The 26,772-nt window shown below is 72.7% G+C and carries 23 protein-coding genes and 1 pseudogene; 9 read left to right on the top strand and 15 right to left on the bottom strand.

Annotated features, from left to right (window positions below):
* Positions 1–968, bottom strand: a 968-nt coding sequence (locus DLJ59_RS12830; RefSeq protein WP_148096946.1) for a complex I subunit 1/NuoH family protein, incomplete at its 3' end; no start/stop codon positions are given.
* Positions 968–1,795 carry an NADH-quinone oxidoreductase subunit C gene (locus DLJ59_RS12825; RefSeq protein ID WP_124772736.1) on the bottom strand — a complete coding sequence of 276 codons (828 nt, stop codon included), beginning with the start codon at positions 1,793–1,795 and terminating at the stop codon, positions 968–970. The genes DLJ59_RS12825 and DLJ59_RS12830, both read right to left, overlap by 1 nt.
* Positions 1,796–1,900: 105 nt before the next feature.
* On the opposite strand from DLJ59_RS12825, the gene DLJ59_RS12820 reads away from it, so the two are divergent.
* Positions 1,901–2,947: a glucose 1-dehydrogenase gene (locus tag DLJ59_RS12820; protein ID WP_124772735.1), complete on the top strand. Its 1,047-nt coding sequence runs from the start codon at positions 1,901–1,903 to the stop codon at positions 2,945–2,947.
* Positions 2,948–2,963: 16 nt separating this feature from the next.
* Here the strand turns inward: DLJ59_RS12820 and DLJ59_RS12815 are convergent, their stop codons facing one another.
* Positions 2,964–4,280 carry a DUF2252 domain-containing protein gene (locus DLJ59_RS12815; RefSeq protein WP_124772734.1) on the bottom strand — a complete coding sequence of 439 codons (1,317 nt, stop codon included), beginning with the start codon at positions 4,278–4,280 and terminating at the stop codon, positions 2,964–2,966.
* 178 nt (positions 4,281–4,458) lie between these two features.
* On the opposite strand from DLJ59_RS12815, the gene DLJ59_RS12810 reads away from it, so the two are divergent.
* Positions 4,459–5,385 carry a hypothetical protein gene (locus DLJ59_RS12810; RefSeq protein ID WP_124772733.1) on the top strand — a complete coding sequence of 309 codons (927 nt, stop codon included), beginning with the start codon at positions 4,459–4,461 and terminating at the stop codon, positions 5,383–5,385.
* 54 nt (positions 5,386–5,439) lie between these two features.
* On the opposite strand, the gene DLJ59_RS12805 is transcribed toward DLJ59_RS12810, so the two are convergent.
* The 4 genes from DLJ59_RS12805 to DLJ59_RS12790 form a co-directional block, all read right to left on the bottom strand.
* Complete coding sequence (locus DLJ59_RS12805; protein WP_091402527.1) at positions 5,440–6,021, bottom strand: NADH-quinone oxidoreductase subunit B; 582 nt, start codon at positions 6,019–6,021, stop codon at positions 5,440–5,442.
* A gap of 172 nt (positions 6,022–6,193) precedes the next feature.
* Positions 6,194–7,687 (bottom strand): pyridoxal phosphate-dependent decarboxylase family protein, encoded by a 1,494-nt coding sequence (locus tag DLJ59_RS12800; protein ID WP_124772732.1) that lies wholly within the window; start codon positions 7,685–7,687, stop codon positions 6,194–6,196.
* A gap of 27 nt (positions 7,688–7,714) precedes the next feature.
* Positions 7,715–9,100, bottom strand: coding sequence for an MFS transporter (locus DLJ59_RS12795; protein ID WP_124772731.1), 1,386 nt, complete (start codon positions 9,098–9,100; stop codon positions 7,715–7,717).
* Positions 9,101–9,132: 32 nt separating this feature from the next.
* Positions 9,133–9,447 carry an MGMT family protein gene (locus tag DLJ59_RS12790; protein ID WP_124772730.1) on the bottom strand — a complete coding sequence of 105 codons (315 nt, stop codon included), beginning with the start codon at positions 9,445–9,447 and terminating at the stop codon, positions 9,133–9,135.
* A gap of 13 nt (positions 9,448–9,460) precedes the next feature.
* Between DLJ59_RS12790 and proB the strand changes: the two genes are divergently transcribed.
* Together proB and DLJ59_RS12780 are read left to right on the top strand one after the other, a co-directional pair.
* On the top strand, positions 9,461–10,618 hold the full coding sequence (proB, locus tag DLJ59_RS12785; protein ID WP_124772729.1) for a glutamate 5-kinase: 1,158 nt from the start codon (positions 9,461–9,463) through the stop codon (positions 10,616–10,618).
* Positions 10,619–10,734: 116 nt separating this feature from the next.
* Positions 10,735–11,976: a glutamate-5-semialdehyde dehydrogenase gene (locus DLJ59_RS12780; RefSeq protein WP_124772728.1), complete on the top strand. Its 1,242-nt coding sequence runs from the start codon at positions 10,735–10,737 to the stop codon at positions 11,974–11,976.
* A gap of 10 nt (positions 11,977–11,986) precedes the next feature.
* Here DLJ59_RS12780 and DLJ59_RS12775 read toward each other — a convergent pair whose 3' ends face one another.
* The 6 genes and pseudogenes from DLJ59_RS12775 to DLJ59_RS12750 form a co-directional block, all read right to left on the bottom strand.
* Positions 11,987–12,823 (bottom strand): prenyltransferase/squalene oxidase repeat-containing protein, encoded by an 837-nt coding sequence (locus tag DLJ59_RS12775; protein ID WP_244235990.1) that lies wholly within the window; start codon positions 12,821–12,823, stop codon positions 11,987–11,989.
* A gap of 144 nt (positions 12,824–12,967) precedes the next feature.
* The gene (moeZ, locus tag DLJ59_RS12770) at positions 12,968–14,149 is read right to left on the bottom strand and encodes an adenylyltransferase/sulfurtransferase MoeZ (RefSeq protein WP_124772726.1); all 1,182 of its coding nucleotides are present in this window, start codon (positions 14,147–14,149) and stop codon (positions 12,968–12,970) included.
* Between the two features lie 123 nt (positions 14,150–14,272).
* The gene (locus tag DLJ59_RS12765; RefSeq protein WP_124772725.1) at positions 14,273–15,091 is read right to left on the bottom strand and encodes a DUF3152 domain-containing protein; all 819 of its coding nucleotides are present in this window, start codon (positions 15,089–15,091) and stop codon (positions 14,273–14,275) included.
* 101 nt (positions 15,092–15,192) lie between these two features.
* On the bottom strand, positions 15,193–16,047 hold the full coding sequence (locus DLJ59_RS12760; protein ID WP_124772724.1) for a DUF3152 domain-containing protein: 855 nt from the start codon (positions 16,045–16,047) through the stop codon (positions 15,193–15,195).
* A 5-nt stretch (positions 16,048–16,052) separates the two neighbouring features.
* Entirely contained in the window at positions 16,053–17,027 is a 975-nt protein-coding gene (locus tag DLJ59_RS12755) for an alpha/beta fold hydrolase (RefSeq protein ID WP_124772723.1), read from the bottom strand.
* Between the two features lie 23 nt (positions 17,028–17,050).
* A pseudogene (locus DLJ59_RS12750) lies at positions 17,051–18,688 on the bottom strand (hypothetical protein); the annotation flags it as partial.
* A gap of 1,955 nt (positions 18,689–20,643) precedes the next feature.
* On the opposite strand from DLJ59_RS12750, the gene DLJ59_RS12745 reads away from it, so the two are divergent.
* Together DLJ59_RS12745 and DLJ59_RS12740 are read left to right on the top strand one after the other, a co-directional pair.
* Positions 20,644–21,282, top strand: a complete 639-nt coding sequence (locus tag DLJ59_RS12745; RefSeq protein WP_124772722.1) for a TetR/AcrR family transcriptional regulator — start codon at positions 20,644–20,646, stop codon at positions 21,280–21,282.
* Between the two features lie 64 nt (positions 21,283–21,346).
* The gene (locus DLJ59_RS12740) at positions 21,347–21,574 is read left to right on the top strand and encodes a DUF3107 domain-containing protein (RefSeq protein ID WP_030329796.1); all 228 of its coding nucleotides are present in this window, start codon (positions 21,347–21,349) and stop codon (positions 21,572–21,574) included.
* A gap of 70 nt (positions 21,575–21,644) precedes the next feature.
* Here the strand turns inward: DLJ59_RS12740 and DLJ59_RS12735 are convergent, their stop codons facing one another.
* Positions 21,645–22,280 (bottom strand): ferritin-like fold-containing protein, encoded by a 636-nt coding sequence (locus tag DLJ59_RS12735; protein ID WP_244235989.1) that lies wholly within the window; start codon positions 22,278–22,280, stop codon positions 21,645–21,647.
* A 393-nt stretch (positions 22,281–22,673) separates the two neighbouring features.
* On the opposite strand from DLJ59_RS12735, the gene DLJ59_RS12730 reads away from it, so the two are divergent.
* Positions 22,674–24,386 (top strand): DEAD/DEAH box helicase, encoded by a 1,713-nt coding sequence (locus DLJ59_RS12730; RefSeq protein WP_124772721.1) that lies wholly within the window; start codon positions 22,674–22,676, stop codon positions 24,384–24,386.
* An 88-nt stretch (positions 24,387–24,474) separates the two neighbouring features.
* Complete coding sequence (locus DLJ59_RS12725; RefSeq protein ID WP_124772720.1) at positions 24,475–25,635, top strand: class I SAM-dependent methyltransferase; 1,161 nt, start codon at positions 24,475–24,477, stop codon at positions 25,633–25,635.
* A gap of 21 nt (positions 25,636–25,656) precedes the next feature.
* Here DLJ59_RS12725 and DLJ59_RS12720 read toward each other — a convergent pair whose 3' ends face one another.
* Positions 25,657–26,106: a hypothetical protein gene (locus tag DLJ59_RS12720; protein WP_124772719.1), complete on the bottom strand. Its 450-nt coding sequence runs from the start codon at positions 26,104–26,106 to the stop codon at positions 25,657–25,659.
* A 246-nt stretch (positions 26,107–26,352) separates the two neighbouring features.
* Here DLJ59_RS12720 and DLJ59_RS12715 point away from each other — a divergent pair, with 246 nt between their 5' ends.
* Positions 26,353–26,769, top strand: a complete 417-nt coding sequence (locus DLJ59_RS12715) for a helix-turn-helix domain-containing protein (RefSeq protein ID WP_030329791.1) — start codon at positions 26,353–26,355, stop codon at positions 26,767–26,769.
* The last annotated feature ends 3 nt before the right edge of the window (positions 26,770–26,772 follow it).

The following is a 26,772-nucleotide window of genomic DNA, read 5'->3' as shown; positions in this document are numbered from 1 at the left end:
AGGGCTTCCAGCGCTATGCGGACGGCTGCGGTGAGGACCAGTTGCCCGAGGGAGGCTGGCACCAGCACCAGCCAGCAGAGGCGCTGCAACTGGTCCTCGCGCAGCCGGGGGTAGGACACCCGGAGCCAGATGATCACGAAGGAGACCGCGAAGATCTTCAGTAGTGTCCAGAGCCAGCCGAGCTGGTCGTCGGCGAACGGGCCCTGCCAGCCGCCGAGGAACAGGACCGTGGTCAGCGCGGCGATGACCACGATGCCGACGTACTCGGCGAGCAGGAAGAACGCGAACCGCAGCCCGGTGTACTCGGTCATGTAGCCGAAGACCAGCTCCGAGTCGGCCACCGGCATGTCGAACGGTGGCCGACGAATCTCAGCCAGCCCGGCGACGAAGAAGATGATCATCGCGGGTGCCTGCCAGAGCAGCCACCACGGCTGCCACGCCTCGACGATGCCCGACAGACTCAGCGTGCCGGCGGCCATCGCCACCGACGCGGCGGCCAGCACCAACGGCAGCTCGTAACCGAGTAGCTGAGCGGCACCACGCAACCCACCGAGCAGGCTGTACTTGTTGGCCGACGCCCACGCCGACATCAGCACCGCCACCACCCCGACGCCGACCACCGCCAGCACGAAGAAGAGGCCGATGTCCAGAGGTTGCCCGACCAGATCGTTCGGGCCGAGCGGAATGACCAGCAGCACCAGCAGGTAGGGCACCAGCGCCACCGCCGGCGCCAACCGGAACACCGCCCGGTCCGCCTCGCGCGGCGTGATGTCCTCCTTCTGCACGAACTTGACCCCGTCGGCCACCAACTGCGCCCAACCGTGGAAGCCGCCCGCGTACATCGGACCGAGCCGGCCCTGCATGTGCGCCATCACCTTGTGCTCGGCCTGGCCGACGAGCAACGGCAGGGTGAGGAACGCGACCACCACGCCGCCGATCCGGAGCACCAGCTCCACCCAGAGCGGCATCAGGCCGTACCCCCGTCGTGGTCGGGCTGGTCGTCGCCCGCCGCCGGCCCGGGCGCGGGCCGGTCGGTCGGTGCCGGGCCTGCGCCGCGCGCGGACCGGTCGGTCACCGTCGGGCCGTCGTCACCGGCGGCAGGCCGGGGAGTACGCGCCGGACGGGCCCCCGGGGCCGGCCGCGCCGGACGCTCACCGGCCGGTCTGGCCGGGGTGCCGCCACGCGGGCCCTCCCCCACACCACCGGCGCCGGCCGGGGTGGGCGTGGGCCCCCATTCACCCGGAGCGGGAACGCCCGGCGGACGGATCGGTCGACGCCCGCCGCCGGCCTCGGATTCGCCCGGCTCCTTCGCACCCGGCCAGGGCTTCGCCACCCGGGAAGCGAGCACGAACTCCTTACGCAGCGGGTGGCCCTCGAACTCCGGCGGCAACAGCAGCGGCAGCAGATCCCCGTGGCCGGCGAAGTCGATGCCGAACATCTCGTGCGTCTCCCGCTCGTGCCAGGCGGCACCGGGGTAGACGTCGACCACCGAGTCGACGGTGGGCGCGCCGCGCGGCAACCGGGTACGCAGCAGCAGGCCGTGGCGCAGTCGCGTCGACCAGAGATGCGCCACCACGTCGAAGCCCTCCGCCAACTCGTCGACGGCGGAGAGCCAGTCGAAGAAGTCGCAGGCCAGCTCGGCGTCGTCACGGGCTGCGGAAACCGCGGTCAGCCAGCTCGCCAGCGGCACATCGACGGTGGCCCGGGCGAACCGTTGCCCGCCGGAGACCGACGGGGTCGCCTCAACCGGCGCGAGCAGCGCGACCAGCCGAGCGCCGACCTCTTCGGGAGTCATGCCGCTGATCCTAGTGCCGGCCGCGCCCGCACCTGGCCGCCGCCGATGCCAGCCGATCTGCCGGCTTTGCGCGCGGTGCACGTCTCGGCGGGGAAAGATGAGGGTGTGCGCGCTGTGACGGTGAGACCCGGGGTCGCCAACTCGCTGAACCTCGTCGAGGATCAGCCGGAGCCGGCTGCCGAGGAGGGGCCTGTCCTGGTCGAGGCGCTGGCGGTGGGAATCTGCGGCACCGACCACGAGATCATCGCCGGGGAGTACGGCGAGGCACCGCCGGGCGCGGACCGCCTGGTCATCGGGCACGAGTCACTGGGGCGGGTGATCGAGGACCCGAGCGGCACCGTGAAACCCGGCGACCTGGTGGCCGGGATCGTCCGGCATCCCGACCCGGTGCCCTGCCCGAACTGCGCGGTCGGCGAGTGGGACATGTGCCGCAACGGCCAGTACACCGAACACGGCATCAAGGCGCTACCCGGGTTCGCCCGCGACCGTTGGCGAATCGAGCCTCGGTTCGCGGTCGCACTCGACCCAGCGCTGGCCCAGCTCGGCGTGCTGTTGGAGCCGACCAGCGTGGTGGCGAAGGCCTGGGACCACATCGAACGGATCGGGCACCGGGCCGAGTGGCAGCCGCAGACCGTCCTGGTGACCGGGGCCGGGCCGATCGGGCTGCTGGCCGCGCTGCTCGGCACCCAGCGCGGGCTCACCGTCCACGTGCTGGACCTTGCCACCGATGGGCCGAAGCCGGAGCTGGTCGCCGGGCTCGGCGCCACCTACCACGCGGTGCCGGTCAACGACCTGCCCTTCGAGCCGGACGTGGTGATCGAGTGCACCGGCGCGCCCACAGTTGTCCTCGACGTCATGTGCAAGGCGGGCCCGACCGGGATCGTCTGCCTGGCCGGGGTGTCCAGCGGTGGCCGGAGCATCGACTTCGACGCCGGGGCCCTCAACCGGGCGCTGGTGCTGGAGAACAACGTGGTGTTCGGCTCGGTGAACGCCAACCGACGACACTGGAACATGGCCGCGCAGGCACTCGCCCGCGCCGACCAGGTCTGGCTGGAGTCGCTGATCACCAGGCGGGTGCCGGTGAACCGGTACGCCGACGCGTACACCCCAGGGCCGGACGACATCAAAGTGGTGCTGGAGTTCGCCTCCTGAGCGACGCCGCGCCCGATCAGATGCCCGGCAACCGGCCGTTGCGGAACAGGTCGACGAAGAGCTGGTGGTCCTGGCGGGCCCGCACCCCGTACGCGTGCGCGAAATCCACCAGGTGTGCGACGAAACCCGCTTCGTCGGCGTCCACCGCCATGACGATCGCCTCCTCGGTGGAGTAGTCCACCAGGTCGTGACTGGATTCGTCGTCGGCGACCGAGTGCATCCGGGCCACCGCCCGACCCAGGTCGACGAGAACCCCGGTCAGATCCTCCGGCTCGTTCACGTCCGACCAGTCCAGGTCGGCGGCGTACGGGGAGACCTCGGCGACGAGCTGACCGGCCCCGTTCAGCTCGGTGAAGCCCAACCACGGGTCGGCGTGCGCCTGCAACGCCCGCTGCGACTCGGCGGTCCGGTGCCCCTGGTGCTGGAAGTAGCCGCGGACCGACGCGTCGGTGACGTACCGCGCCACGGCCGGGACCTGCGCCTGCTTCATGTAGATGACGACGTCGTTCTCCAGTGCCTGGGTGTGCCCCTCCAGCAGGAGGTTGTACGACGGCAGCCCGGCCGAGCCGATGCCCACCCCCTTGCGCAGCACCACGTCCTTGATCCGGGCCGCCACCGGGCGGAGCTGCGTCGAGGCGGCGGGCAGGGTGCCCAGGTAGTCCTGGAAGGCGGCGCTGACCAGGGCCCGGGTGGCGTCGTCGATCTCGAAGACCCCGTCGCCGATGGAGAAACGTCGCTCGTAGTTGTCGATGGTGGTCTGCGCGGCGAGCAGGTCGACGCGGGTGTTGAGTCGGGCCCGTTGCAGCACCCGGCGCAGCACCCCGTCGGCGTTGTCCAGCGTGATCGAACCGATCGCGTCGTCACCGCCGGCGGCGATGGCCCGCAGCTCGGTCAGGTACGACCGGGCGAAACCGGCCACCAGCTCCCCGATCCCCGTGTCGGAGAGCGCCTTGCCGTAGCCGAGCAGCGCCACGCTGGCCGCGAGCCGGCGCAGGTCCCAGGTGAACGGCCCGACGTACGCCTCGTCGAAGTCGTTGACGTTGAACACCAGCTGCCCGGAGGCGTTCATGTAGGTGCCGAAGTTCTCCGCGTGCAGGTCGCCGTGGATCCACACCCTGCTGGTCTGCTCGTTCAGGAACCGGTCGTCGGCGAACTCGCCGAGCTGGTCGGCGTAGAAGAGCGCGGCGCTGCCCCGGTAGAACGCGAACGGCGAAGCCGCCATCTTGCGGAACTTGCGGCGGAAGGCGGCCGGGTCGATCGCCATCGACGCCCCGAACTCATCGGTGAGCACGTCGACGATGTGGGTGGAGCGCTGGTCCGCTGAGCTGCTCATAATGCGCAGGCTAGCGCCGCAGGTCCAAAACGGGGTGGCGAACGACCCAGCCATCGATGATGCTGTCTGGGTCACGGCGCGGGGGCCCGGATTCCACGGTTACGTCCGTCGATCGTTTCGTCGCCACGGGCGGCGGCAGGTCCCCCTCGCCGGGCGTCGATCCTGGAGGACCAGATACATGTACCGAAAAACGGGGACCCTGCTCACCGCCGCACTGCTCGGCCTGACCGCGACGATCGGCTGGGCCGGACCGGCCGCTGCCGCACCATCGGCCTCGGCCGACGCTCCCACCTTCTCGCTGAGCCGGCTGGTGCTCGAGCCAACCGAACGCGGCTACCGGGGCAGCCTTCGGGTGACCATCACCAACAACAGCGACAGCACGCAGGGCTTCTACTTCCGAATCCGGGAGGCGGTGGCGGCCTCCTTCTCCGGGGGTGTGGAGTCACGCTGCGAGTCGGACGGCGTGGAGGAGGGGCTGTTGGTTCGCACCTGCTCCCTGCCGCGCAGCAGCAGCCTGGCCGCGGGTGAGTCCCGCAGGGCAACTGTCGAATTCCAGGTGCTGACCACCCCCCGCAGCTACCCGATGATCGCGGCGGGCGGCTTGGTCACCGCCTACTCGTACGAAACCGGATCGCTGGGCACCGTGCCGTTCAGCGCCCAGTTCCGCTCCCTGGACGGCAAGCTGGCCCGCCCTCAGACGTACGTGCAGGACACCCAGGCGAACGCGTCCGTCGAGGTGATCGGGCCGGTGACCGACGGCCCCGAGAACACCCGGCGCGTGCCGCTCCGGGTCCGGTACGCGGGTGACGCCCGGCAGCTCGGCAACTCGCTGACCGCCACGCAGCTGCCCGCCGGGTCGATGATCCTGTACACCGACCCGCACGACGGCCCGGTGTACGGCCCACAGGCATTCGTGCCGGGCGGGCTGCTGATGCCGGGTGAGGAGCGCGACGTGGCGCTGTTCATCAGCCGGCCAACCGACCCGGCGGACGAGTCGACCCCGATCACCGTGGAACTGGCCACCCACTACTGGATGGAGACGGTTCCCGACGTCGACCCGAGCGACAACACTGTCACGTTCAGCCTGGCCCTGCCGACCAGCTGACCTGCCGACGGTCGGCCGCCGCCTGGACCAGCTCCGGGTGGCGGCTGACCGTCCTCAGCTCGCGGTGGGTGGGCGTACCGGCGGGGCGGTGAGCGAGTCGACCGAGCGTGGCGCGGCGGCCTCGCGGGGCGGGGCGTCCAGCGGCGCGGCCAGCACGTCCCGTTGCGGCACACCCCCGATGCCGGACTGCTCGGCGGCGATCTTCTCCTGCAGGCGCAGGATGCCGTGCAGCAGCGCCTCCGGCCGGGGCGGGCAGCCGGGCACGTACACGTCGACCGGGATGAGCTGATCGACGCCCTTGGTCACCGAGTACGAATCCCAGTAGGGGCCGCCGCAGTTGGAGCACGCGCCGAACGAGATGACGTACTTCGGCTCGGGCATCTGGTCGTAGAGCCGCTTGATCGCCGGCGCCATCTTGTCGGTCACCGTGCCGGAGACCACCATCAGGTCGGCCTGGCGGGGGCCGTGGGCGAACGGGATCACGCCGAGCCGGATGAAGTCGTGCCGACCCATGCTGGTCGCGATGAACTCGATCGCGCAGCAGGCCAGACCGAAGTTGAACACCCAGAGCGAGTAGCGGCGCCCCCAGTTCAGCACGAACCGGATCGGCTCACCGAGCACTGCCGGCAGCTGCACGACCGCCTCCCTCCTGCCCCCGTTGAACAGTCAATCACAGGTCCGGCGCGCACCCGTTGGGGCCGGTCACGATCCCGCTGGTGCGTGGAGGCTCCCGAGCGGCTACCGCTGAGGATCCGGTCGCCGGCCGCGCCGTACGCCACGGGGGCGTACGTAGCGGCCGGCGCTCCGGTCACCAGGTGGGACGTTGCAGCAGCCCGACGAACTCCACCAGCAGCCGCTCCCGCAGCTCCGGTGGCGCGGCGTCGAGCAGCGTGTTCACCACCGCCATCCGCTCCGGCAGCGGCGCACCGTCGGGCTCGCCGCCCATGCCCAGCCCGGCAGCCAGGCCCGCGACCAGCTCCGGGGTCAGCGCGTCCGGGGTGAGGGCACCGGCCAGCGCAGCCAACTCGGCGGGCAGCCGCACCGGGCCGGCCGCCTGGGCCGCGGCCACCGCGTCGGTCAGGTCCGGCCCGAACTCGGCCACCCGGGGTGCGACCGCTGCGGTCACCGTGAGGTGCACGCTGGCGGGCAGACCGGCGTACGACAGTTGGGGTTGGGTGTGCCAGCCCCGCGCGGTCAGCTCGTCGACCAGGACGAACAGGTCGGGGCCGCCCTCGGTGGCGGTGAAGCAGACGACTGTCGACTCGGGCTCGGCCATCAGCCGCAGCCCGTCGACGGCGCGGACCGCGTCGGCCAGTCCGGCGACCGCGTCCCGGGTGACGCCGGCCAGCCGCAGGTAGCCGTCGTCACCGAGGTGCCGAACGGTGGCGTACGCGGCGGCGATCGGGCCGCCCGAGCGGGTGGACGCGATCACCGGGTTGATCATTGTGTAGCCGGGCCAGTCGGCATACGCGAAGTACTGCGCGGCACGCAGGGTGGCGTCTCGGTGCAGCAACACCGACACCCCCTTCGGCGCGTACGCGTACTTGTGCAGGTCGACCGAGATGGAGGTGACCCCGGGCACCGCGAAGTCGAACGCGGGCACCGGCTCCCCGAGGCGGCGCAGGTACGGCAGGGTCCAGCCGCCGAAGCAGGCGTCCACGTGGCAGCGCACCCCGGCTTCGGCGGCGGCGGCCGCGATCTGGGCGACCGGGTCCACCACCCCGTGCGCGTACGACGGCGCGGAGCAGGCGACCAGCACGGTCTCCGGGCGGATCGCGGCGGCCATCGCGGCCGGGTCGGGGCGCAGCGTCTCCGGGGAGACCGGCACGACGTCCAGCGCCACCCGCAGGTAGTGCGTCGCCTTGGCGAATGCCGCGTGCGCGCTCGACGGCACCACGATCCGGGGTTCGGCGATTTCCGGGTGGGCGTCCCGGGCGGTCTTGACGGCGAGGATCAGCGACTCGGTGCCGCCGCTGGTGACGCTGCCGACGACGTCCGGGGCGGTGGTGCCCGGGCCCGCGCCCAGCACCCGGCCGGCGGCGGCGACCAGCGCGTTCTCCATCGCCAGCAGGGACGGGAAGGCGGTGGGGTCCAACCCGTTGACGTGTGCGCTCTCCCGGTGGGCGGCGGCGGTCAGTTCGTCCAGCCCCGGCACCGCCGGGTCGTAGACGTACGCGAAGAGCCGTCCCCCGTGGGTGGGCCGGTCCGCGTCCCGCAACCGCCGAATCTCCGCGAGCACGTGTTCGGCAGAAACCCCGGTGGCGGAGAGCGCACCAGCCTCAACCCTGTTCTCGTCGATCATGGAGCTGTGGGGCCCTTCTCGTGACGGTTATCGGCTTTCATCCGCCAGCACAACTCCACGATCGACCCGGTCGCTGTGGGCGGTGAGGGTGTAGTGGCGGAGCAGGAGGATGGGCGGGGCGATCAGCAGGGCCGGGATCAGCGTGAAGCCGAGGAGGACGCCCAGCCTCGCCGTGTCGGACTGGGCAGCCGCCGAACCGGTGTCGGAGGAGACGTAGCCGGAGAGTTGCAGCACCAGTCCGTAGATGCCCGGCCCGAGCGCCAGGCCGAAGGTCTCCCCGGCGGTCCACAGGCCGGTGAAGACGCCGGCCTGCCGTCGACCGGTGCGCGCCGTCTCGTGGGCGATGCAGTCCGGCAACATCGCCAGCGCGAAGACCTGCTGCCCGGCGTACCCCACACCGATCAGCGCGACCAGCAGATAGACGGCGACCGGCGGCAGCACCATCGCGGCGACCAGGGTGAACGCACCGACGGCGAGGATCAGCGAGGCGATGACCAGCGCGGTCCGCTTGCCCAGCCGGGCACCGATCCGGGTCCAGATCGGCATCACCAGCAGCGCCGGCCCGACGAAGCAGACGAAGAGCAGTGTCGGCCCGCTCTTGTCGTCGCGCAGGATCTGCCCGGCGAAGTAGTTGACCCCGGCCAGGATCGTCGCGACCCCGGCGGACTGCACCACGAAGCAGATCAGCAGCGCCCGGAACGGGCGGTTGGCGCTGGCCACGGCGAGCTGGGCGCGCAGGGTCGGTTCGCTCTCGCCCACCGTGCCGGTCGGCGCGGACCGGGTGCCCAGGAACGCGCCGACGGCGCCGAGCGCGATCAGCACCGCCACGAACAGGCCCATCCAGCGGTGCCCGGCCACGCCGTCACCGCCGGCGCTCACCACCAGCGGCGCGACCGCGCCGGAGACCAGGATGGCCAGCGCCAACACCGCGATCCGCCAGGTCATCAACCGGGTGCGCTCGGCGTAGTCGCCGGTCAGCTCGGCCGGCATCGCCACGTACGGCACCTGGAAGAAGGCGAACGCGGTGGCGGTGGCGAGGAAGGCGAACGCCACGTACGCCGCGGCGGCCGAGCCGTTACCGAACGGCGCGGCGAAGATCGAGGCGAACAGGACGGCGAGCGCGAGGCCGGCGACGAGCAGGTACGGCCGGCGGGCGCCCCACCGCGAACGGGTGCGGTCGGAGATCCGCCCGGCGACCGGGTTGACCAGCACGTCCCAGGCTTTGGGCAGTAACACCAGCAGGGCGGCCAGCCCGGCGGCCACGCCCAGGGTGTCGGTCAGGTACGGCAGCAGCAGCAGACCGGGCACGGTGCCGAACGCTCCGGTGGCCAGTGAACCGAGCGCGTAGCCGGCGTGCACCGATCGGGGCAGCGGGCCGGTGGCTGACGAGCCGGCGCCCGGCGGCGATGTCATGGGGCCGAATGTTACTCACGTTAGGACGTTGGTCACATCCCCTCATCAGGCGACCAGGCCGCCGCCGCGACGTCCACACCCTCGCCACGCAGCGGCACTCCCTCGGCCCGCAGTCGAGCGCGCGCCTCCCGCTCGTGCCCCGGTGGCAGTCGACCACTCGCGGTAACCACCCGATGCCAGGGCACCGAGCCCCCGTGCCGGGCCATGATGTTGCCGACCAACCGGGCCGAGGCACGCCCCGAGCGCTCGGACAGCGCGTCGGCCACCCCGCCGTAGGACATGACCCGGCCCTCCGGGATCCGCTCGACCAGGTCGAGCACCGCCTCGACGTACTCGTCAGGAGTCACAATCGGCCACCATATGGGAACGCCGCCGGGCGGTGCCGCCGTGACCGCGCAGAATGGTCGGGTGCGCGACGCAGTCACGACGGCCCGGCGGGTCGTCGTCAAGATCGGATCCTCCTCGTTGACCACCGCCACCGGCGGGTTGGCCGACGAGCGCGTCGACACGCTGGTCGACACCCTCGGGCGGCTCACCGCCGAAGGGCGCGAGGTGGTGCTGGTGTCCTCCGGCGCCATCGCCGCCGGGCTCGCCCCGCTCGGGCTGTCCCGACGCCCGCGCGACCTGGCCACCCAGCAGGCCGCCGCCAGCGTCGGGCAGGGGCTGCTGATCGGCCGGTACGCGGCCAGCTTCGCCCGGCACGGCCGCACCGTCGGGCAGGTGCTGCTCACCGTCGACGACGTGACCCGCCGAGCGCACTACCGCAACGCGTACCGGACCCTGCGCAAACTGCTCGACCTGCGGGCGGTGCCGATCGTCAACGAGAACGACACGGTGGCCACCCAGGAGATCCGGTTCGGCGACAACGACCGGCTGGCCGCCCTGGTGGCCGCGCTGGTCCACGCCGACCTGCTGGTGCTCCTCTCCGACGTGGACGCGCTCTGGACCGGCGACCCCGCCAAACCCCACTCGACCCGGATCGCCGAGGTTCGCGACGACACGGACCTCGCCGGCATCACCATCGGCGGGGCCGGCCGGTCCGGCGTCGGCACCGGCGGCATGGTGACCAAGGTCGAGGCGGCCCGGATCGCCACCGGCTTCGGCATCCCGGTGGTGCTCACCGCCGCCGACCTGGCCACACCGGCGCTGGCCGGCGAACCGGTCGGCACGCTCTTCCACCCGCAGCGGCAACGCCCGACGGCCCGGCTGTTCTGGCTGGCCCACGCCACCTCGCCCCGGGGGCGGCTGCACCTCGACCCGGGCGCGGTCGCCGCCGTCGTCGGGCGGCGCAAGTCGCTGCTGCCGGCCGGCATCACCGCCGTGGACGGCACGTTCACCGCCGGCGACCCGGTGGACCTGGTGGACACCGCCGGCGCGTCGGTCGCCCGAGGGCTGGTCAACTACGACGCGGTGGAGTTGCCCGGGCTGCTCGGCCGCTCCACCTCCGAACTCGCCGCGGCGCTCGGCCCGGCGTACGAGCGAGAGGTCGTCCACCGCGACGACCTGGTGCTGCTGTGAGCCAAGGACCTTCCCACCTTCACGAGGAGTGCTGGCATGAGCGAGCGTCAGCGAGCGAATCATCAACTCAGGGTGTCGGTGCCTGATGCCGGCACGGAGCGAAGCGGAGTGCTGGCATGAGCGTCGTTGAGCAGGCGCGACGGGCGCGGGACGCCGCCGCGGAGCTGGCCGTCGCCACGCGTACGGTCAAGGACGCCGCGCTGGTGGCGATGGCCGACGCGCTGGTGGCGCGTACCCCGGAGATCCTGACCGCGAACGAGACGGACCTGGCGGCCGGCCGCGAGGCCGGACTGAGCGCGGCCGTGCTGGACCGGCTCGCGCTCGACGCGGGCCGGGTGGCCGGCATCGCCGACGCGCTACGCGAGATGGCCGCGTTACCCGACCCGGTGGGCGAGGTGGTCCGCGGGTCCACTTTGCCCAACGGCCTGGAGTTGCGCCAGATCCGGGTGCCCTTCGGGGTGGTCGGCATCATCTACGAGGCGCGGCCCAACGTGACAGTGGACGCCGCCGGGATCTGCCTCAAGTCCGGCAACGCGGCGCTGCTGCGCGGGTCGTCCTCGGCCGCGCACTCGAACGCCGCGCTGGTCGCGGTGCTGCGCGACGCGGTCGCCGGGGCCGGGCTGCCCGCCGACGCGGTGCAGTTGCTCGACGCCAGCTCCCGTGACTCGGTCAAGGAGCTGATGCGTGCCCGAGGGCTGGTCGACGTGCTCATTCCGCGCGGCGGCGCGTCGCTGATCCGCACCGTGGTGGAGGAGTCGACGGTGCCGGTGATCGAGACCGGGGTGGGTAACTGCCACGTCTACGTCGATGCCGCCGCCGACGTCGCGAAGGCCGTCGCGGTGACGCTGAACGCCAAGACGCAACGCCTCTCCACCTGCAACACCGCCGAGTCGCTGTTGGTGCACGCGGGCGTCGCCGACGCGTTCCTGCCGCCGGTGCTGGCCGCCTTCGCCGAGGCGGGGGTGACCGTGCACGGCACCCCCGAGGTGGCCGCGTACTCCGCCGCAGTGGTTCCGGCAACCGACGAGGACTTCGCCACCGAGTACCTGTCCGCCGACATCTCCGTGGCGGTGGTCGACTCGCTGGACGCGGCGGTCGTGCACATCCGCCGCTTCGGCACCGGGCACACCGAGGCGATCCTCACCGACTCGGCGAGCGCGGCCCGCGACTTCGTCGCCCGGGTGGACGCGGCGGCGGTGATGGTGAACGCTTCGACGCGGTTCACCGACGGGGGCGAGTTCGGCTTCGGCGCGGAGATCGGCATCTCCACCCAGAAGCTGCACGCTCGCGGTCCGATGGGCCTGCCCGAGCTGACCAGCACCAAGTACGTCGTCACCGGGGACGGGCACCTGCGCTGAGGGCGGCGGCTCAGCCGGGCGGCGCGGGCCGGGCCGCCCGGATCGCGGCCAGCGTGGTGTGCACGTCGAACTGGTGGCCGTCGTCGCTCTCCCAGCCGCCGTCGTTGCGCTGGGTCTCGGTCAGCCGACGCAGCGCCCGCACCATGATCCAGTCCTGGAGGTCGACGTCGGCGCGGCGCAGCGTGGCCGCCAACCACGCCACGTCCCCCGGGGACATCTTCGGCATCCGCTCGGCGAGCACCACCTGGATCCGCGCCGACTCCTGAAACATCTCCTGCCGGTGCAGCACTGCCGCGCTCAGCCAGCCGGCGGCGAGGAACGACGGCCAGCTACCGTCCGGGCGCAACCGTGCGGCGAGCGAGTGGGCCGCCGCCTGCACCACCCCGGCGTACGCCCCACCGACCCGGTGGTCGAGCGGGCCCGAGGCCCGGGCGTCCAGGCCGGCGACGGTGAGCCAGAAACCGGCGTTGGCCGACACCAGGAACCCGGCCTCCGGGTCGCCGGGTCGGGCCCACTCCGGTGCCGATTCGGCAAGCGACGCGTCCTCTTCCCAACCGCCGTCGGCCTGCTGCCGGGACGCCAGCCAGTCCAGCGCCCGCCGGGCGGCGGGGCGGCCGAGCGCGCCCAGGTCGTCCAACTCGGCGAGCCGGAAGCAGGTGGCGTCGATCGAGGCGATCTCGCCGCCCCAGGTGGCCGGCCAACCGCCGTCCGGCGACTCGCCGACCTCGGCCGTCTCCAGCAACTCGGCGGGCACGGCGGTGCCGTTGCGGAGCCAGGAGAGGCGGGCGCGTTCCACCGCATCCCCATGCGCCACGACGAACCCGATCGCGGCTTCCAAGTCGACCACGGCGGAGACGCTACCTGCGCAGACGCGATGCCGCCTCAGAGAATCGGCCAGCCCGCAATGGCTGCGTCGCTCCGGCTGGACGGCCGCTCGGCGTCACCTGCGTCGATTCGCCGGGGCGGCCGGTGGGCCGCCCCGGGCCGATCGTCAGTACGCGGGCAGCGACGGGTCGATCTGCTTGATCCAGGAGAGCACGCCGCCCTGCACGTGCACGGCGTCCTTGAATCCGGCCGCCTTGAGCGCGGCGAGCGCCTCCGCCGAGCGGACGCCGGACTTGCAGTGCAGCACGATCTGCCGGTCCTGCGGCAGCTTCGCGAGCGCCTCACCGGAGATGATGTCGCCCTTGGGGATCAGGGTGGAACCGGGGATCCGGACGATCTCGTACTCGGCCGGCTCACGCACGTCGACGAGGAAGATGTCCTTGCCGGCGTCCTGCCACTCCTTGAGCTCCAGTGCGGTGATGGTCGCGTCGACAGTCGCCTCCTGGGCCTCCTCGGAGACCGCGCCGCAGAAGTCCTCGTAGTCTTCCAGCAGGTCGGTGACGGTCGGGTTGTCGCCGCAGAGCGCGCAGTTCGGGTCCTTGCGGACCTTGATCTTGCGGTATTCCATCTCCAGGGCGTCGTAGACCATCAGGCGGCCGACCAGCGGCTCCCCGATGCCGGTGAGCAGCTTGATCGCCTCGTTCACCTGGATCGAGCCGATCGACGCGCAGAGCACGCCGAGCACGCCGCCCTCGGCGCAGGACGGAACCATGCCGGGCGGCGGCGGCTCCGGGTAGAGGCAGCGGTAGCAGGGGCCGTGCTCGGCCCAGAACACCGACGCCTGGCCGTCGAAGCGGTAGATCGAGCCCCAGACGTACGGCTTGCCGAGCAGCACCGCCGCGTCGTTGACCATGTAGCGGGTGGCGAAGTTGTCGGTGCCATCGACGATCAGGTCGTACTGGGCGAAGATCTCGCGGACGTTCTCCCGGTCCAGCGCCGTGTTGTGGATCTCCACGTTGACCAGGGGGTTGATCTCGCGGATCGACGCGGCGGCGGACTCGGCCTTGGACCGGCCGATGTCGGAGACGCCGTGGATGACCTGGCGCTGGAGGTTGGACTCGTCGACAGTGTCGAAATCGATGATGCCGAGCGTGCCGACCCCGGCCGCGGCGAGGTACAGCAGGGCGGGCGAGCCGAGGCCACCGGCGCCCACGCAGAGCACCCGGGCGTTCTTCAGCCGCTTCTGGCCGGTCACCCCGACATCCGGAATGATCAAGTGACGTGAGTAGCGGCGGATCTCGTCTACGGTCAGCTCGGCGGCGGGCTCGACGAGCGGGGGCAACGACACGGTGGACTCCCCGGGATCGGCGGTGTGAACCGCGCCATTGTTGCTCGCGGGAGCCCCGCTCGGCCATGAGGGACGACACGTGGTCCGGTATGCGGGAGCGGGAATAAGCGACGAGCCGCCCGATCAGGGGACGATGTCCCCCGCGTAGCGACGGCCGTCGAGGTACGGCCAGGCGTTGGCGACGCAACCTTCCAGGCCGTACGTCTGCTGCTGCATCACCGGAGCGGGCTCCCCCGGGCCGGGGCACGCCTCGTGGTTCTCGCCGAACTCGTGGCCCACCTCGTGGTTGACGACGTAGGTCCGGTAGGTGTCCAGCGATGCACCGTAGTCGGGGACCGCCTCCATCCAGCGGGCCAGGTTGATGATGACCTGACCGGGCAGGCGGCACGAGGTGTAGCGCTCGGTGGTCAACCCGCCCTCCGCGCACATCCGCTCGGACGTGACCGGGGTGGCCAGGTAGATGGTGAAGTCGGCGGCCTCGGCGTCGGCCACCCGCTGCACCCGCAGCTCCTCGGAGGCGATCCAACTGCGCGGGTCGGCCAGCACCTCGTCCACCCTGGCGGCGAACACGTCGGCGTCCTGGCCGGCGCCGCGTTCGACGACGACCCGGTAACGGCGCAGCGGCCCGTCCGTGCCGTGCACGGGGGTGTCGCCGTCAGCCGCGGTGAAGCGTCCCGCCCCGACCGACGGGTAGCTGGTGGGCGCCGCATGCGCCGCCACCCCACCGCCGTGGCCCATCCCGCCCTGAGTGGTGGCCGTGGGCTCGGCCGGCGGCTCGCCGCCCCGGCTCACCGTCACGCCGATCGCGACGGCGAGCACCAGCAGGCCGAGCAGCAGACTGCGCCGACGCCCGCGCAGCGCAACGAGCCCGGAACGCACACCCCGCAACGCCGAGCGGTGCTCGGGCGGCCGGGCTGGGCCGTAAGGTGACGACGGCGTCATAACGTCGAGCGTGCCAGATTATTCGGGTATTTCGCCGTTTTTATCGATATTGCCGCATGACGCCCGATGGGGACGGATGGCGGCGTGTCGGGGCGATGGGCTCAGAGGGCGGGGCCGGTGTAACGACGCCCGTCGAGGTACGGCCACGGGTTGACCCGGCACCCGTTGAGGAAGAGCGTCTGCTGCATCATCACCGGCGCCGGCCGGCCCGCACCGGGGCAACGCTCGTGTCGATGCCCCAGCTGGTGACCCACCTCGTGATTCACCACGTACGTCCGGTAGACCGCCAACGGCACACCGGCCGAGACGAAGTGCGGCACCGACAACCGCCACCGATCCAGGTTGATGATCACCTGGCCCGGCGCCCGACAGGACGTGTACGGCCGACCGCCGATCCGGATGTCCACCCCACCCTGCGCGCACATCCGACCCGCCGTACGGGCGGTGGCCAGGTAGACGGTGAAATCACGAGCCGCAGCGCCGGGCACCTGCTGAAGCCGCAGCCTGCCGCTGTCGACCCAACTGCCCGGCCCGGCCAGCGCCACCTCGACCGCCAGGGCGAACTCGGCGGTGTCCTCCGCACTGCCCGACTCCACCGCGACCCGGTAACGCCGCAGCTCACCCGCCCGACCCAACACCGGCCCCGAGCGCGCGTCGTAACCGAACCTGCCCGTGCCAGCACTCGGAACCGCGCCGGGCACCCGCAACACCGGGGACGGACTGGACGAAACCGCGTCGACGGGCGACGGGTCGACCGACGGCGGCAGCGGCCCGGCCACCAGCGGCGGCGGCGTGCCGATCTCCTCGGCGGTCAACCGGTCGGCACCGGAGTGCCCACCCTGTCCCTCGGCGAGCACGGTCACCGCCGCACCGACGGCCACCACCACCGCCACCAGTTGGGCGAGCAACGCGAAACGTCGCCGACGTTGCACATAATGGCGGTCTGAGCTGGGCATCCAGATCAGCCTGCCAGATCAGACCGCCCCGCCGCGTCCTCCGTTTCGGCGAGCAGGCCGACCACCGCGCGGGCAACCAGCCGGGGCACCTCCAACTGCGCCACATGGCCGACGCCGTCGAGCATCATCAATCGGCTGTCCGGAATGACCCGGGCGGTCTGCGGCGCGACCCGTACATCGACCAGGCGGTCCTGCCGGCCGCCCACCACCAGGGTCGGTGCGCGTACCGCAGCGGCAAGTCGCCACAGCGACCCCGACCCCGGCAGGTACGCCCGCAGGAAACTGGAGACCAACCCACGGAACGTCCGGACATACGCGGCGGCGTAGTGCTCGGCCTCGTACCGCACCCGGATCTCCTCCAACGCCTCGGCCCGCCGCTGCTCACAGATCCGGCTGAGGTCGGCGACGCACGCCTCCAGCACCTGCTGGGCCATCACCTCCGGCGCGAGCTGGGTGAGCCGTTTGGCGACCAGCCGCTCACCACGGGGAATGGCGAGCACCGGCAGCATCCGCCCCTGCAACGAACGCCGGAAATCCAGGAACGGCAGCGCCGGGGAAATCAGGGTGAGGGTGCGGACCAGGTCCGGTCGGAGCCCGGCGACCTGAACCGCGACCGCACCGCCCAGCGAATTACCGAACAGGTGCACCGGAGCCCGACCGGAATGCTCGATCCAGCGGACCACCAACTCGGCGAACGCCGGAATCGTGTAACGCGGGCCCGGCTCGCTCCGGCCGAAGCCGGGCAGGTCGATGGCCTGACCGTCCAGCCGGTCGGCGAGCAGCCCGGCTAGGTCCGTCCAGTTCTGCGACGACCCGCCCAGCCCGTGCACGTACAGCGCCGGCTCCGCGCCAACGGCGGTGGCCGGGGTGTCCCGCACGTACGTGACCCGGCCGTCGAGGCGGACCTCCCGGCCCGGCCACGGCGGCGGGACGCGGTCGTCGGGGAGCAGGTGGTCCGGCCAGAGGGTGGCGCGTCTCATCGCTCCAGTCTGCCCCCGACCACTCAGGACAGCAGTGCCTCCAGCCGACGGTTGACCGCCGCCAACGTCGCCCGCACCACCGCCTGCCGCGGATCACCAGCGACCAGGGCCGACCCGGCGAGCTGCTCCACCCAGCCCTCACAGACCAGCAGCGCCACCACGGTGGCCACCTCGCAGTTGCCGAACGGCACCACTGCCGCGTGTTCGACGAAGCAGCGCCCCCGCTCGGCGTTGTCCGCGCCGCGCAGCAACTCGTCCACGGCGGCAGCCGCCGCCACCGCGCAGAGCCGCAACACGTAGCCGTCCACCGCCGGCCCGGTGGCGTACCCGGAGGCGCTGTCGCCCCCGGCCAGCAGCCGGACCTCCACGTTCGCGTCCAGACCGAAGGTGCTGACCTGCACATGGTCGATCACCACCCGGGGACCCGGCACGCCGCCGGTCTCCAGCGGCCGGGACGGCGCCGACTCCGTCGTGGTCACCTGACCACCCGAGTACGACGTGCCCAGCGTCGCCGGGCTACCGGTAGCGGCGCCGGCCGGGGCGGAGGAGACCGATCCGGGTTCCTCCACCGTGGCGCGACCCCGGTGCGGAGCGTTCGACCGGCGTCGACGCGTCGGGTCCGTGCTGGTCCGCTGTTCCGGGCCGGCCGGTGCGGCCTCGGCCCGACCGGGCGGCCGGCGGGCGGCGCTCGGCGAATTGGCCGTCCGGACCTCACCGGGATCGCGCGAAGCCGCGTTCTGAGTTTCCGGGGTACGCCGCTCGGCGGATCGGGGCTCGGCCGCGCGTCGGCGAACCGGCGGGGGTGGCGTGCTGGGCAGGCCGGGCACGTTCTGCGGGGCAGCGGCCAACCCCATCCGCTCCTGGAGAAGCCGGGCCACCTGCCGGCTCACCTCGGCCGGATCGGCGCCGTCGGCCAGGTCCAGGCGCAGGCTGTGCGCCCCAGCCGGCGTACGGCGCAGGGCCGCGTCGCGGACACCTGCCACCTCCCGGACGGCGTCCAGGATCGCGTTGACATCGAACCCCTCGGGGCGCTCCTGCAGCGGGGCTGGCTCGTCGTCGCGACGCAGGTGGGTGGCGATGCGGGCGAGTTCCGGAGTTTCGGCGGGGGGCTCCACGGCTGGCGGCTCCGGCACGACGGGCACGTCTGGTTCCGCGGGGACGCGCTGCGGCAGCACCACCGCGCTCGGGGCCGACTGCCGGCCGTCCTCGGCCGGCGACGTCGGGTCGGGGGCGGATCGGCGCGCCGCGTAGCGAGAGGCGGACGGCGGTGTCGGCTGATCGGGGCGACCGGAACCCTTCCCGGCGGCGGGCGGGACCGCAGCGGCGGAGGACGGTGAGCCGTCCTTCGAGGGCGGGTCGCTGGCCGGGGCGGCCGGTTGGGGCGGTTCGACGGGTGCCGGTCCGGGCTCGGGTGTCGCCGGCCGGAGCCGGAACGGTGCGGTCGGCCGCGTCTCGGGCCGGGACCGGCCGGGGGTCTCGCTGCTGTCGCCCCCACCGGTGCTGGCCGATCGGCTGGCCGGCCAGGACGGGCGTTCGACGGGGGTCGCAGGGAGCCGGCCCTCGGACCAGTCCGGTCGCTCGGCTCGGGAACTGCTCGCCGTCGGCGAACCGCCGGTCCAGGACTGGCGCTCCGCCACCAGGGACGGGCCTGCCGGAGCCGGCGGCGCGTCGGTCAGCGTGGGCGGCGGCCCGGCCGGTGCCGGCGGCGGCCCGACGGGTGCCGCGGGTGACGCCTCGCCCGATGCGGGCGGGTCGACCGATGCCGGGCTGGAGGCCCAGGAGGGACGGATGGGCGCAGAGCTGGCCGGTGCCGGATCGGAACCCCCGGCCCAGGACGGTCGCGCCGACGCCGCGCTGGTGGCGGGCGGTTCGGACCCGCCAGCCCAGGACGGTCGTACCGGCGGCACGCTGGTCGCCGCCTCGGACCCGCCGGCCCAGGACGGCCGCGCCGGCGGCGCGCTGGGCGGCGTCGGATCGGACCCCTCAGCCCAGGAGGGCCGCGCGGGCGGCACGCTGGTGGGGTCCGGGTCGCCTCCACCCGCCCAGGACGGCAGATCGGCCCGGGGCCCGCTGGTCGGCGTCGCACCACCAGCCCAGGACGGCCGGTCGGCGGGCGGACCGCTGGTCGGCGTCGCACCACCGGCCCAGGACGGCCGGTCGGCGGGCGGACCGCTGGTCGGCGTCGCACCACCAGCCCAGGACGGCCGGTCGGCGGGCGGACCGCTGGTCGGCGTCGCACCACCGGCCCAGGACGGCCGGTCGGCGGGCGGACCGCTGGTCGGTTCGGCAGGGCGTTGCGGCGCGGACTCGGATTCGCCCCGGCCGGGTTCGTACCCACGGGGCGGCTCGGCACGCACCGGCTCGTACGGGCGGGGCGGCTCGGCGCGCACCGGCTCGTACGGCTGGTTGGGCTCGGCGACCCAGCCCGGTGCCGACTCGTCGCGTGCGGCCGGGCCAGCCGGCTCGTCGTCCTGGCGGGACCAGGGCGGGGCCCACCCGCCACCCCAACTCGGACGGTTCCAGCTCGGCCCCGACCAGTCGGGCTCGATGGCCGACGACTCCCCGGCCCGGTGCGTCTCACCAGCGCGTTGCGGGTCCCCGGCACGGTGCGTCTCACCAGCGCGTTGCGGGTCTCCGGCGCGTGGCGGGTCGGCCGGCCGGGCACCCTCGGCGGCGCGACCGGGCTCGCCCTCGTCGGCGCGACCGGCCGGGCCCGGGGTGCGTCCCGAGCTCGCCGCGTGCTCCGCTGCGAGCGGGTCCCGCCAGTCGCGTGGCGCGGTCGGATTCTCGTCGGCGGCCAGCCGCTCGCCAATCGGCGCGTGGAAGCCGGGCGGCACCTCGAAACCCGACGCTGCGGTGCCGACCGGCGGCACCTGGACGGCCGGTGGTGCCGAGGTGGGCAAGCCGGGTTCGGCCCAGCGGGCACGGTGCGCGGCGGCCGGATCGACGGTGGCCGGATCGACGGTGGAGTGCGGGGCGGGGCCCGTCTCGGGCTCGGCGGCACCCTGCTCCGCCGGCGGCGCGGGACGTTGGGCGGGCACCACGAGCCGGTCACTGGCCGCACCGGGGCGACCCTCGGCCGGCAGCCCGGGCGGTGCGCTCACCGGTGTGGGGCGTGCCGCGGGCGGTTCGAGACCGGGGTGTTGGACGCCGTTGACGCCGTCCGGGGCGTGCACGCCGTTGACGCGGTGGCCATTGGCGCGGGCCGGCGGCTCCGGGTCGTCCGACCGCCCGACCAGCGGCGATGGCAGGTCACCATGTCGTGTCGAGGAGGTCCGCCAGCCCGACGCGGGGTCGGGCTGCCAGCGCGGCGCCTCGTCCCGGGCGTCCTCGCGGTCGGCGGCTCGGGGCCACCCACCCGCCGGAGGCGCCCACCCGCTGACGGAACGGCTCGGGTCGTCGTGCTGACCCGTTCCGTCACCGTGCTCTCCCGGGGTGGCGGCTCCGGGTTGCCCTGTTTCACTCACCGCGCGCTCCTTGGTCGCCCCCGCTGAGGCTACCGTGTGCCGAGAGTGGCGATAAGTTACAGCGGCGGGCCATTTCCACGACGGAGGTCACGGGCCTCGCCCGGTCTGGGGGGAAAATGCCGGCTCGTACGGAGAACTCGGAGGATCCCATGACCGCTGCGGGGAACGGTGCACAGACCGCTGGCCGGCCAACCCGCCTGCCTCGCTCCGCGCGTCGTAAGCAGCTTCTCGCTGCGGCGCAGGAGGTGTTCGTCGCGCAGGGCTACCACGCCGCAGCGATGGACGACATCGCCGAGCGGGCCGGGGTTTCGAAGCCGGTGCTCTACCAACACTTTCCCGGAAAGATGGATCTCTACCTGGCGCTGCTCGACACGCACTGTGACGCCATCGTCGCTCAGGTGCAAGACGCGATGCGCAGCACCAGCGACAACAAGGAGCGGGTCGGCGCCTCGGTGCGGGCGTACTTCGACTTCGTCGACCACGAGAGCGAGGCGTTCCGTCTCGTCTTCGAGTCGGATCTGCGTAACGACCCGGCGGTGCGGCAGCGCGTGGAGCGGGTCGAGCAGGGCTGCATCGCGGCGATCACCGACACCATCATCTCCGACACGGGGGTGAGCCGGGCACACGCCGAGTTGCTCGCCTCCGGGCTGGTCGGGGCGGCGGAGACTGCCGCGCAGTTCTGGCTGGCCGGCGGGCGGCAGGTGCCGAAGGCAGAGGCCGAGGCGTTGGTGGCCGCGTTGTCGTGGCGGGGCATCGCGAGCTTCCCGCTGCAAGGTGAGTCAGCCTGACCGTCGACCCCGTGATCGGATAGCCTTCGCAGGGCGGTTCTTTCGCCCCAGTTGAGGAGGCACAGTGGAGGTCAAGATCGGCGTGCAGTACGCGCCGCGCGAGCTGGTACTGGACAGCGCGCAGTCGCCGGCCGAGATCGAGCAGATCGTGACCGACGCCTTCGCCGGCAACGGCGGCACGCTCTCCCTGACCGACGAGAAGGGCCGACGGGTCATCGTTCCGGTCGAGAAGGTCGCCTACGTCGAGATCGCCGAGGCGTCGCCCCGGGCGGTCGGTTTCACCGTCCGCTGACCGGTCCGGCCATCGCGGCAGGTCGGCACTCGGCCCACCTGCCGCAGGCCGGCGCCGACCAGCCGGGCGGTCAGTTGTTCAGCCCGGCGGCGGCCATCCGTGCGGTGTGCGCGGCGGTGAGCCTGCCGAACAGCCCCGGCACATCGACCCGACCGTCCCGCGCGATCAGCGCGGTGAGCGTGGCCTGCTCGGCGGCGACGCGGCCGGCCTGGGACAGCGCCTCTCCGACCAGCCGTCGGGCCCACATCGAGAGCCGACCAGCCAGCCGGGGGTCGTCGGCGACGGCCACCCGGATCTCTGCCGCGGCGAACTCCGCGTACCGGGAGTCGTGCAGCACGTCCAGCACCAGCGCCCGGTCCGGTTCTTCCAGCGCGTCGGCGATCTCGCGGACGAAGTCGTCGGTGATCGCGTCACCGACGTACGCCTTGGTGACCACTTCCGCCCAGTCCCGTGGCTCGGTCGAGTCGTGGTACGCCTGCAACGGCTCGACATAGGGCGCCATCGCGTCCTCCGGCGGCACGCCGAGCGCGGTGAGCCGGTCGGCGAGGCGTCGGTAGTTGGCGATCTCGGCCGCGGCCATCTCGTTCAGCGCGGCCCGGCGGCGCAGGTCAGGAGCGAGCCGGGCGTCGCCGGCCATCCGCTCGAAGGCCAGCAGCTCACCGAAGGCGACGAGGCCCAGAAGGTCGGCGACGGCGAAGGCAGACACGAGCGGCAGGCTACCGGGTGGCTGCCTCCGAGCGCGTCCCGCGCTGCCCGGTCGATCAGGCAACCACGACGCCCCGTCTTAACCTTTTTGCGAGCTTTACGCGTCGGCGCGGCATCGCGGTCGATCGGGCAACCCCGGCGGCAACGTGTGGCATGGGTCACATTTGCTTGCCCCGCGTGGCGAGTGGCCGACTGGGAATCGGGACGGGGGCATGCCTGTTCAGGTAACATGGAGCAGTTGCCGTGGGCGCCGATCTGATCGAAGCTCAGCCCGCGGCGCGCGTGCGGCCCGGTCCGGCTCGGCAATCTGCCGCCGACCGTGTGGCCCGCGTCATACCGAACGCGCCCTGAGGACAGGACGGGCGCACCCACGAGAGGGCACCCCCACATCCACATGAGCGACCTGACTCAAGATTTGCTGGACGGCCAGGAACTGGCCCCCACCGCCCCGGTTCGACCGGAGGCCCCCACGTTCGCCGCACTCGGCGCCCGCGCCGAGACCGTCGAGGCCCTGGCCTCGGCCGGCATCACCCGCGCCTTTGCCATCCAGGAGTACGCGATCCCGATCGCGCTGCGCGGCGTCGACCTGATCGGTCAGGCGCCGACCGGCACCGGCAAGACCCTCGGCTTCGGCGTGCCGCTGCTCGACCGGGTCTTCGCCCCGGGCGAGGGCAGCGACGGCGTCCCGCAGGCGCTGGTCGTCGTCCCCACCCGTGAGCTGGGCATCCAGGTCGCCAAGGATCTGGCCGCCGCTGGCCGGACGCGCGGCGTCCGGGTGCTGCCGATCTACGGCGGCGTGGCGTACGAGCCGCAGATCGACGCGCTGCGCAAGGGCGTCGAGATCCTGGTCGGCACCCCCGGCCGACTGATGGACCTGCAGAAGCAGAAGCACCTCCGGCTGGACCGGGTGCACGCACTCGTCCTGGACGAGGCCGACCGGATGCTCGACCTGGGCTTCCTCGACGACGTCGAGAAGATCCTCGCGATGCTTCCGGAAGACCGGCAGACGATGCTCTTCTCGGCCACCATGCCGGACCCGATCGTCACCCTGTCGCGGCGTTTCCTGCGCCAGCCGATGACGATCCACGCCGGGCACACCGCCGAGACCGGCCCGTCGCCGCAGACCCAGCAGCTGGTCTACCGCACCCACTCGATGAACAAGGTCGAGGTGGTGGCGCGCATCCTCCAGGCGGAGGGGCGTGGGCTGACCATGATCTTTACGCGTACCAAGCGGGCTGCCGACCGGGTCGCCGAGGACCTCGACTTCCGCGGGTTCGCGGTCGCCGCGGTCCATGGTGACCTCGGCCAGGGTGCCCGCGAGCGGGCCCTGCGGGCCTTCCGGGCCGGAAAGATCGACATCCTGGTCGCCACCGACGTGGCGGCCCGTGGGCTGGACGTCACCGGCGTCACCCACGTCATCAACTACGACTGCCCGGAAGACCAGGACACCTACACCCACCGGATCGGTCGTACCGGCCGGGCCGGCGCGACGGGTGTCGCGGTGACCTTCGTCGACTGGGACGACATGCCGCGCTGGCGGATCATCGACAAGACCCTCGGTCTGGAGATGCCGGAGCCGCCGGAGACGTACCACACGTCGCCGCACCTCTACACCGACCTGCACATCTCCACCGAGGTCAGCGGCACGCTGCCCACGGCCGAGCGCACCCGGGCCGGGCTGTCCGCCGAGATCGAAGAGGACCTGGGCGGGACGACCCGCTCCCGCCGGGGCGACAGCGGCGGTCGGGGCCCCCGACGCGGTGAAAGCCGCAGCGAGGGTCGCGGCGAGCGCCGTGGTCGGGGCGATGGCCGCCGCGACCGCTCCGACGCCGGCACGCCGGCCGTCGCCGAGGCACCCGTCGCCGAGGCACCCGTCGCCGACGCCGCCGACGAAGGCACCCGTACCCCCCGCCGCCGGCGTCGCCGCCGGGCCGGCGAGGTGGTCCCGGGCGAGGCCACCGCTGTGATCTCCGCCGACGCCGACGCCGGCCCCGCCGAGCCGGCCACCGCCGGGTCCGACGGCGAGGCTTCCAAGCCGCGCCGCCGCCGACGCCGTCGTGGTGGCGGTTCCGGTGCGGGTACGCCGGCCGAGGCGACCGCCGACTGACCACCAGCCACACCTGACATCCCCCGCACCGCCTCGCGCGGTGCGGGGGATGTTCCCTTCTCCCACCCCACCTGCCGAAGATGGAACAATGCCGCAACCACTGGACGCTGCCCTGACCGAGGTTCGGGCGCTGCTGCTCGACCCCGCGCTGACCCGGGCGGTCGCCGCCGGACGCCGCCGCGGGCGCCGCCCCACAGTCGAGCGGGCCGAACTGCGGCCGGTGACGCTCAAGGCCGGGCCCCGGATGCAGATCACCACGTCCGACGGCGCTCGCCCGTACACCCGCAACGTCGCCGCCGGTCCGGAGGCCGTCGCGGCGGTCGACGAGCTGCTGGCCGAACCGTTCGGCAACTGGCACGTCGAGACGGCCGACGCGACCCTCCAGCTGCGGGTGACCAAGTCCGGCGAAGCGCAGGTGCACCGTGCCGCGACGTCCCGCCCGGCGGCGACGCCCACCGGAAACGACCGGGCCAAGGAATACCTGCTCGACCCCGGTGACCCGATCTTTGCCGAGATCGGCGGCTCGGCGGCCAAGCGCCGCCAGGTGGACGCGTTCCTGCGGGCCCTGGCCGCGACCCTGCCCGACGACCTGACCGGTTCGCTACGGGTGGTCGACCTGGGCTGCGGCAACGCCTACCTGACGTTCGCCGCGTACCGATACCTGACGAGTCGAGGGCTCGACGTCCAATTGGTCGGCGTGGACGTCCGGGAGGACCAGCGGCGGCGCAACACCGAGCTGGCGCAGCGGCTGGGCTGGGCCGACCAGATCAGTTTCGTGGCCGGGACGATCGCCGACGCCGTCGTCGACCCCGCCCCCGACCTGGTGCTGGCACTGCACGCCTGTGACACCGCCACCGACGAGGCGCTGGCCCGCGCGGTGCGCTGGGAGGCCCGTTGGGTGCTGGCCGCGCCTTGCTGCCACCACGATCTCGCCAAGCAGCTCCGTGCCCACCCCGCCCCGGGCCCGTACGAGCTGCTGACCCGGCAGGGCATCCTGCGCGAGCGCTTCGCCGACGTGCTCACCGACGCCCTGCGCGCCGGACTGCTGCGGGTGCACGGGTACCGGGCCGAGGTGGTGGAGTTCGTGGACTCGCAGCACACGCCACGCAACCTGCTGATCCGCGCACGTCGTACCGGTGCCGGGTCGACCGAGCCCCAGCGGGCGGAATACCGCGAGCTGGTGGACCAGTGGCAGGTCACCCCCCGGCTGGAGACCCTGCTGGCCGCCGACGAGGCTTCCGCCGCCTGACGCCCAGCCGGGCCAGGATGGTCAGCGCCGACGATCCCCGCGCTCCCGGCCACCGCTGCGCTCGCTCGCACCACGGTCGTGAACGGACACCCGCTCGACGCCGGACCGTTGGGCGGCCCACTCACCGTCGCCCGGGGCGATCGGGAATGGTACGACCTTGCCCCCGGCCTCGGCGTTGCCGGCCGCCGCGAACGCGTTCCAGGAGATGTCCACCAGCAGCTTCTTCACCTCGGCGTGCCGGCTGGCGGCGTTGTGCTGCAACGCCATCCGGGCACCGAGCAGGACCGCGACCAGCGTGGTGGTGATGGTGCCGGTGGCGGCCAGCACCTGCAGACCGGTCGCGGTGTCGGTGCGGAGCACCAGGACCAGCAACCAGATCCAGAACGCGACAGCGAAGACGCCGGCCTTGGCTACGAAGAAGAGGCTCACCGCGCCGGGTCGGTACGGCTGGGGGCGGCTCGATTCGGCCATGGTGCTCCTCGGCGTGGTCCGGTCGGACGCGGCAGGCGAAAGACCCATGTCGGGATGGGCACCGAGCTTAATCGAAGAACGACGATGATCGCTCGATGCAATTTTCGTTCTGCACACACGCTTGCAGAGAAAAGTCTCGTCCACGGGACAGTTTGTGCGGTCAGTCAATTGTTTCCGGCTCTGGGCGTACTACCCTCGGAAGGCGCATCGTCCCGGTGCTCCGGCAGGAGGGGAAGACACACAGGGATGGGATCAGCCGAGGTATCACCGCAGATGGCCTTCGCCCGCTTCGTCCGGCGCGCCATCGATGATGCTCGTGACGAACGTGGCTGGACCGTGACTGATCTTGCCTCGCACACGGGCGTGGGCCGCTCCACCGTGTTCCGCTGGCTGGCCGGTGACTGGCAGGATTACCCCGAGTTGGCCAAGGTGCGTGGCTTCTGCGCCGCACTGGATCTGCCGGTCGCCGCCGCGTTCCGCGCGCTCGGGCTACCCGACGCCGGCCCCGCGCCCCGCCGGCGCCACGACGACGGCCCGGTCGAGGCGGACGTCCGGGCCATCCTGGACCGGCTGGCCGATCCGACGGTCCCCGCCGAGGAGAAGCACCACATCCGCGACCTGCTCCGCTACCTGGCCCGCCGCCCCATCCGCCGAGCCGGCTAACCC

This window comes from Micromonospora inaquosa (genome assembly GCF_003857055.1).
Taxonomy (GTDB): Bacteria; Actinomycetota; Actinomycetes; order Mycobacteriales; family Micromonosporaceae; genus Micromonospora; species Micromonospora inaquosa.
Note: the sequence above shows the minus strand (reverse complement) of the source record. Positions and strands in the feature narration are given on the sequence as shown.

What these genes read in the sequence shown, in the direction of transcription:
- DLJ59_RS12765 (WP_124772725.1), bottom strand. Translation starts at nt 15,091, where the DNA reads ATGACGCCGTCGTCACCTTACGGCCCAGCCCGGCCGCCCGAGCACCGC.
- proB (WP_124772729.1), top strand. Translation starts at nt 9,461, where the DNA reads ATGGGAACGCCGCCGGGCGGTGCCGCCGTGACCGCGCAGAATGGTCGG.
- DLJ59_RS12725 (WP_124772720.1), top strand. Translation starts at nt 24,475, where the DNA reads ATGCCGCAACCACTGGACGCTGCCCTGACCGAGGTTCGGGCGCTGCTG.
- DLJ59_RS12800 (WP_124772732.1), bottom strand. Translation starts at nt 7,687, where the DNA reads ATGATCGACGAGAACAGGGTTGAGGCTGGTGCGCTCTCCGCCACCGGG.
- DLJ59_RS12825 (WP_124772736.1), bottom strand. Translation starts at nt 1,795, where the DNA reads ATGACTCCCGAAGAGGTCGGCGCTCGGCTGGTCGCGCTGCTCGCGCCG.
- DLJ59_RS12815 (WP_124772734.1), bottom strand. Translation starts at nt 4,280, where the DNA reads ATGAGCAGCTCAGCGGACCAGCGCTCCACCCACATCGTCGACGTGCTC.
- DLJ59_RS12745 (WP_124772722.1), top strand. Translation starts at nt 20,644, where the DNA reads ATGACCGCTGCGGGGAACGGTGCACAGACCGCTGGCCGGCCAACCCGC.
- DLJ59_RS12795 (WP_124772731.1), bottom strand. Translation starts at nt 9,100, where the DNA reads ATGACATCGCCGCCGGGCGCCGGCTCGTCAGCCACCGGCCCGCTGCCC.
- DLJ59_RS12720 (WP_124772719.1), bottom strand. Translation starts at nt 26,106, where the DNA reads ATGGCCGAATCGAGCCGCCCCCAGCCGTACCGACCCGGCGCGGTGAGC.
- DLJ59_RS12715 (WP_030329791.1), top strand. Translation starts at nt 26,353, where the DNA reads ATGGGATCAGCCGAGGTATCACCGCAGATGGCCTTCGCCCGCTTCGTC.
- DLJ59_RS12780 (WP_124772728.1), top strand. Translation starts at nt 10,735, where the DNA reads ATGAGCGTCGTTGAGCAGGCGCGACGGGCGCGGGACGCCGCCGCGGAG.
- DLJ59_RS12810 (WP_124772733.1), top strand. Translation starts at nt 4,459, where the DNA reads ATGTACCGAAAAACGGGGACCCTGCTCACCGCCGCACTGCTCGGCCTG.
- DLJ59_RS12730 (WP_124772721.1), top strand. Translation starts at nt 22,674, where the DNA reads ATGAGCGACCTGACTCAAGATTTGCTGGACGGCCAGGAACTGGCCCCC.
- DLJ59_RS12760 (WP_124772724.1), bottom strand. Translation starts at nt 16,047, where the DNA reads ATGCCCAGCTCAGACCGCCATTATGTGCAACGTCGGCGACGTTTCGCG.
- DLJ59_RS12755 (WP_124772723.1), bottom strand. Translation starts at nt 17,027, where the DNA reads ATGAGACGCGCCACCCTCTGGCCGGACCACCTGCTCCCCGACGACCGC.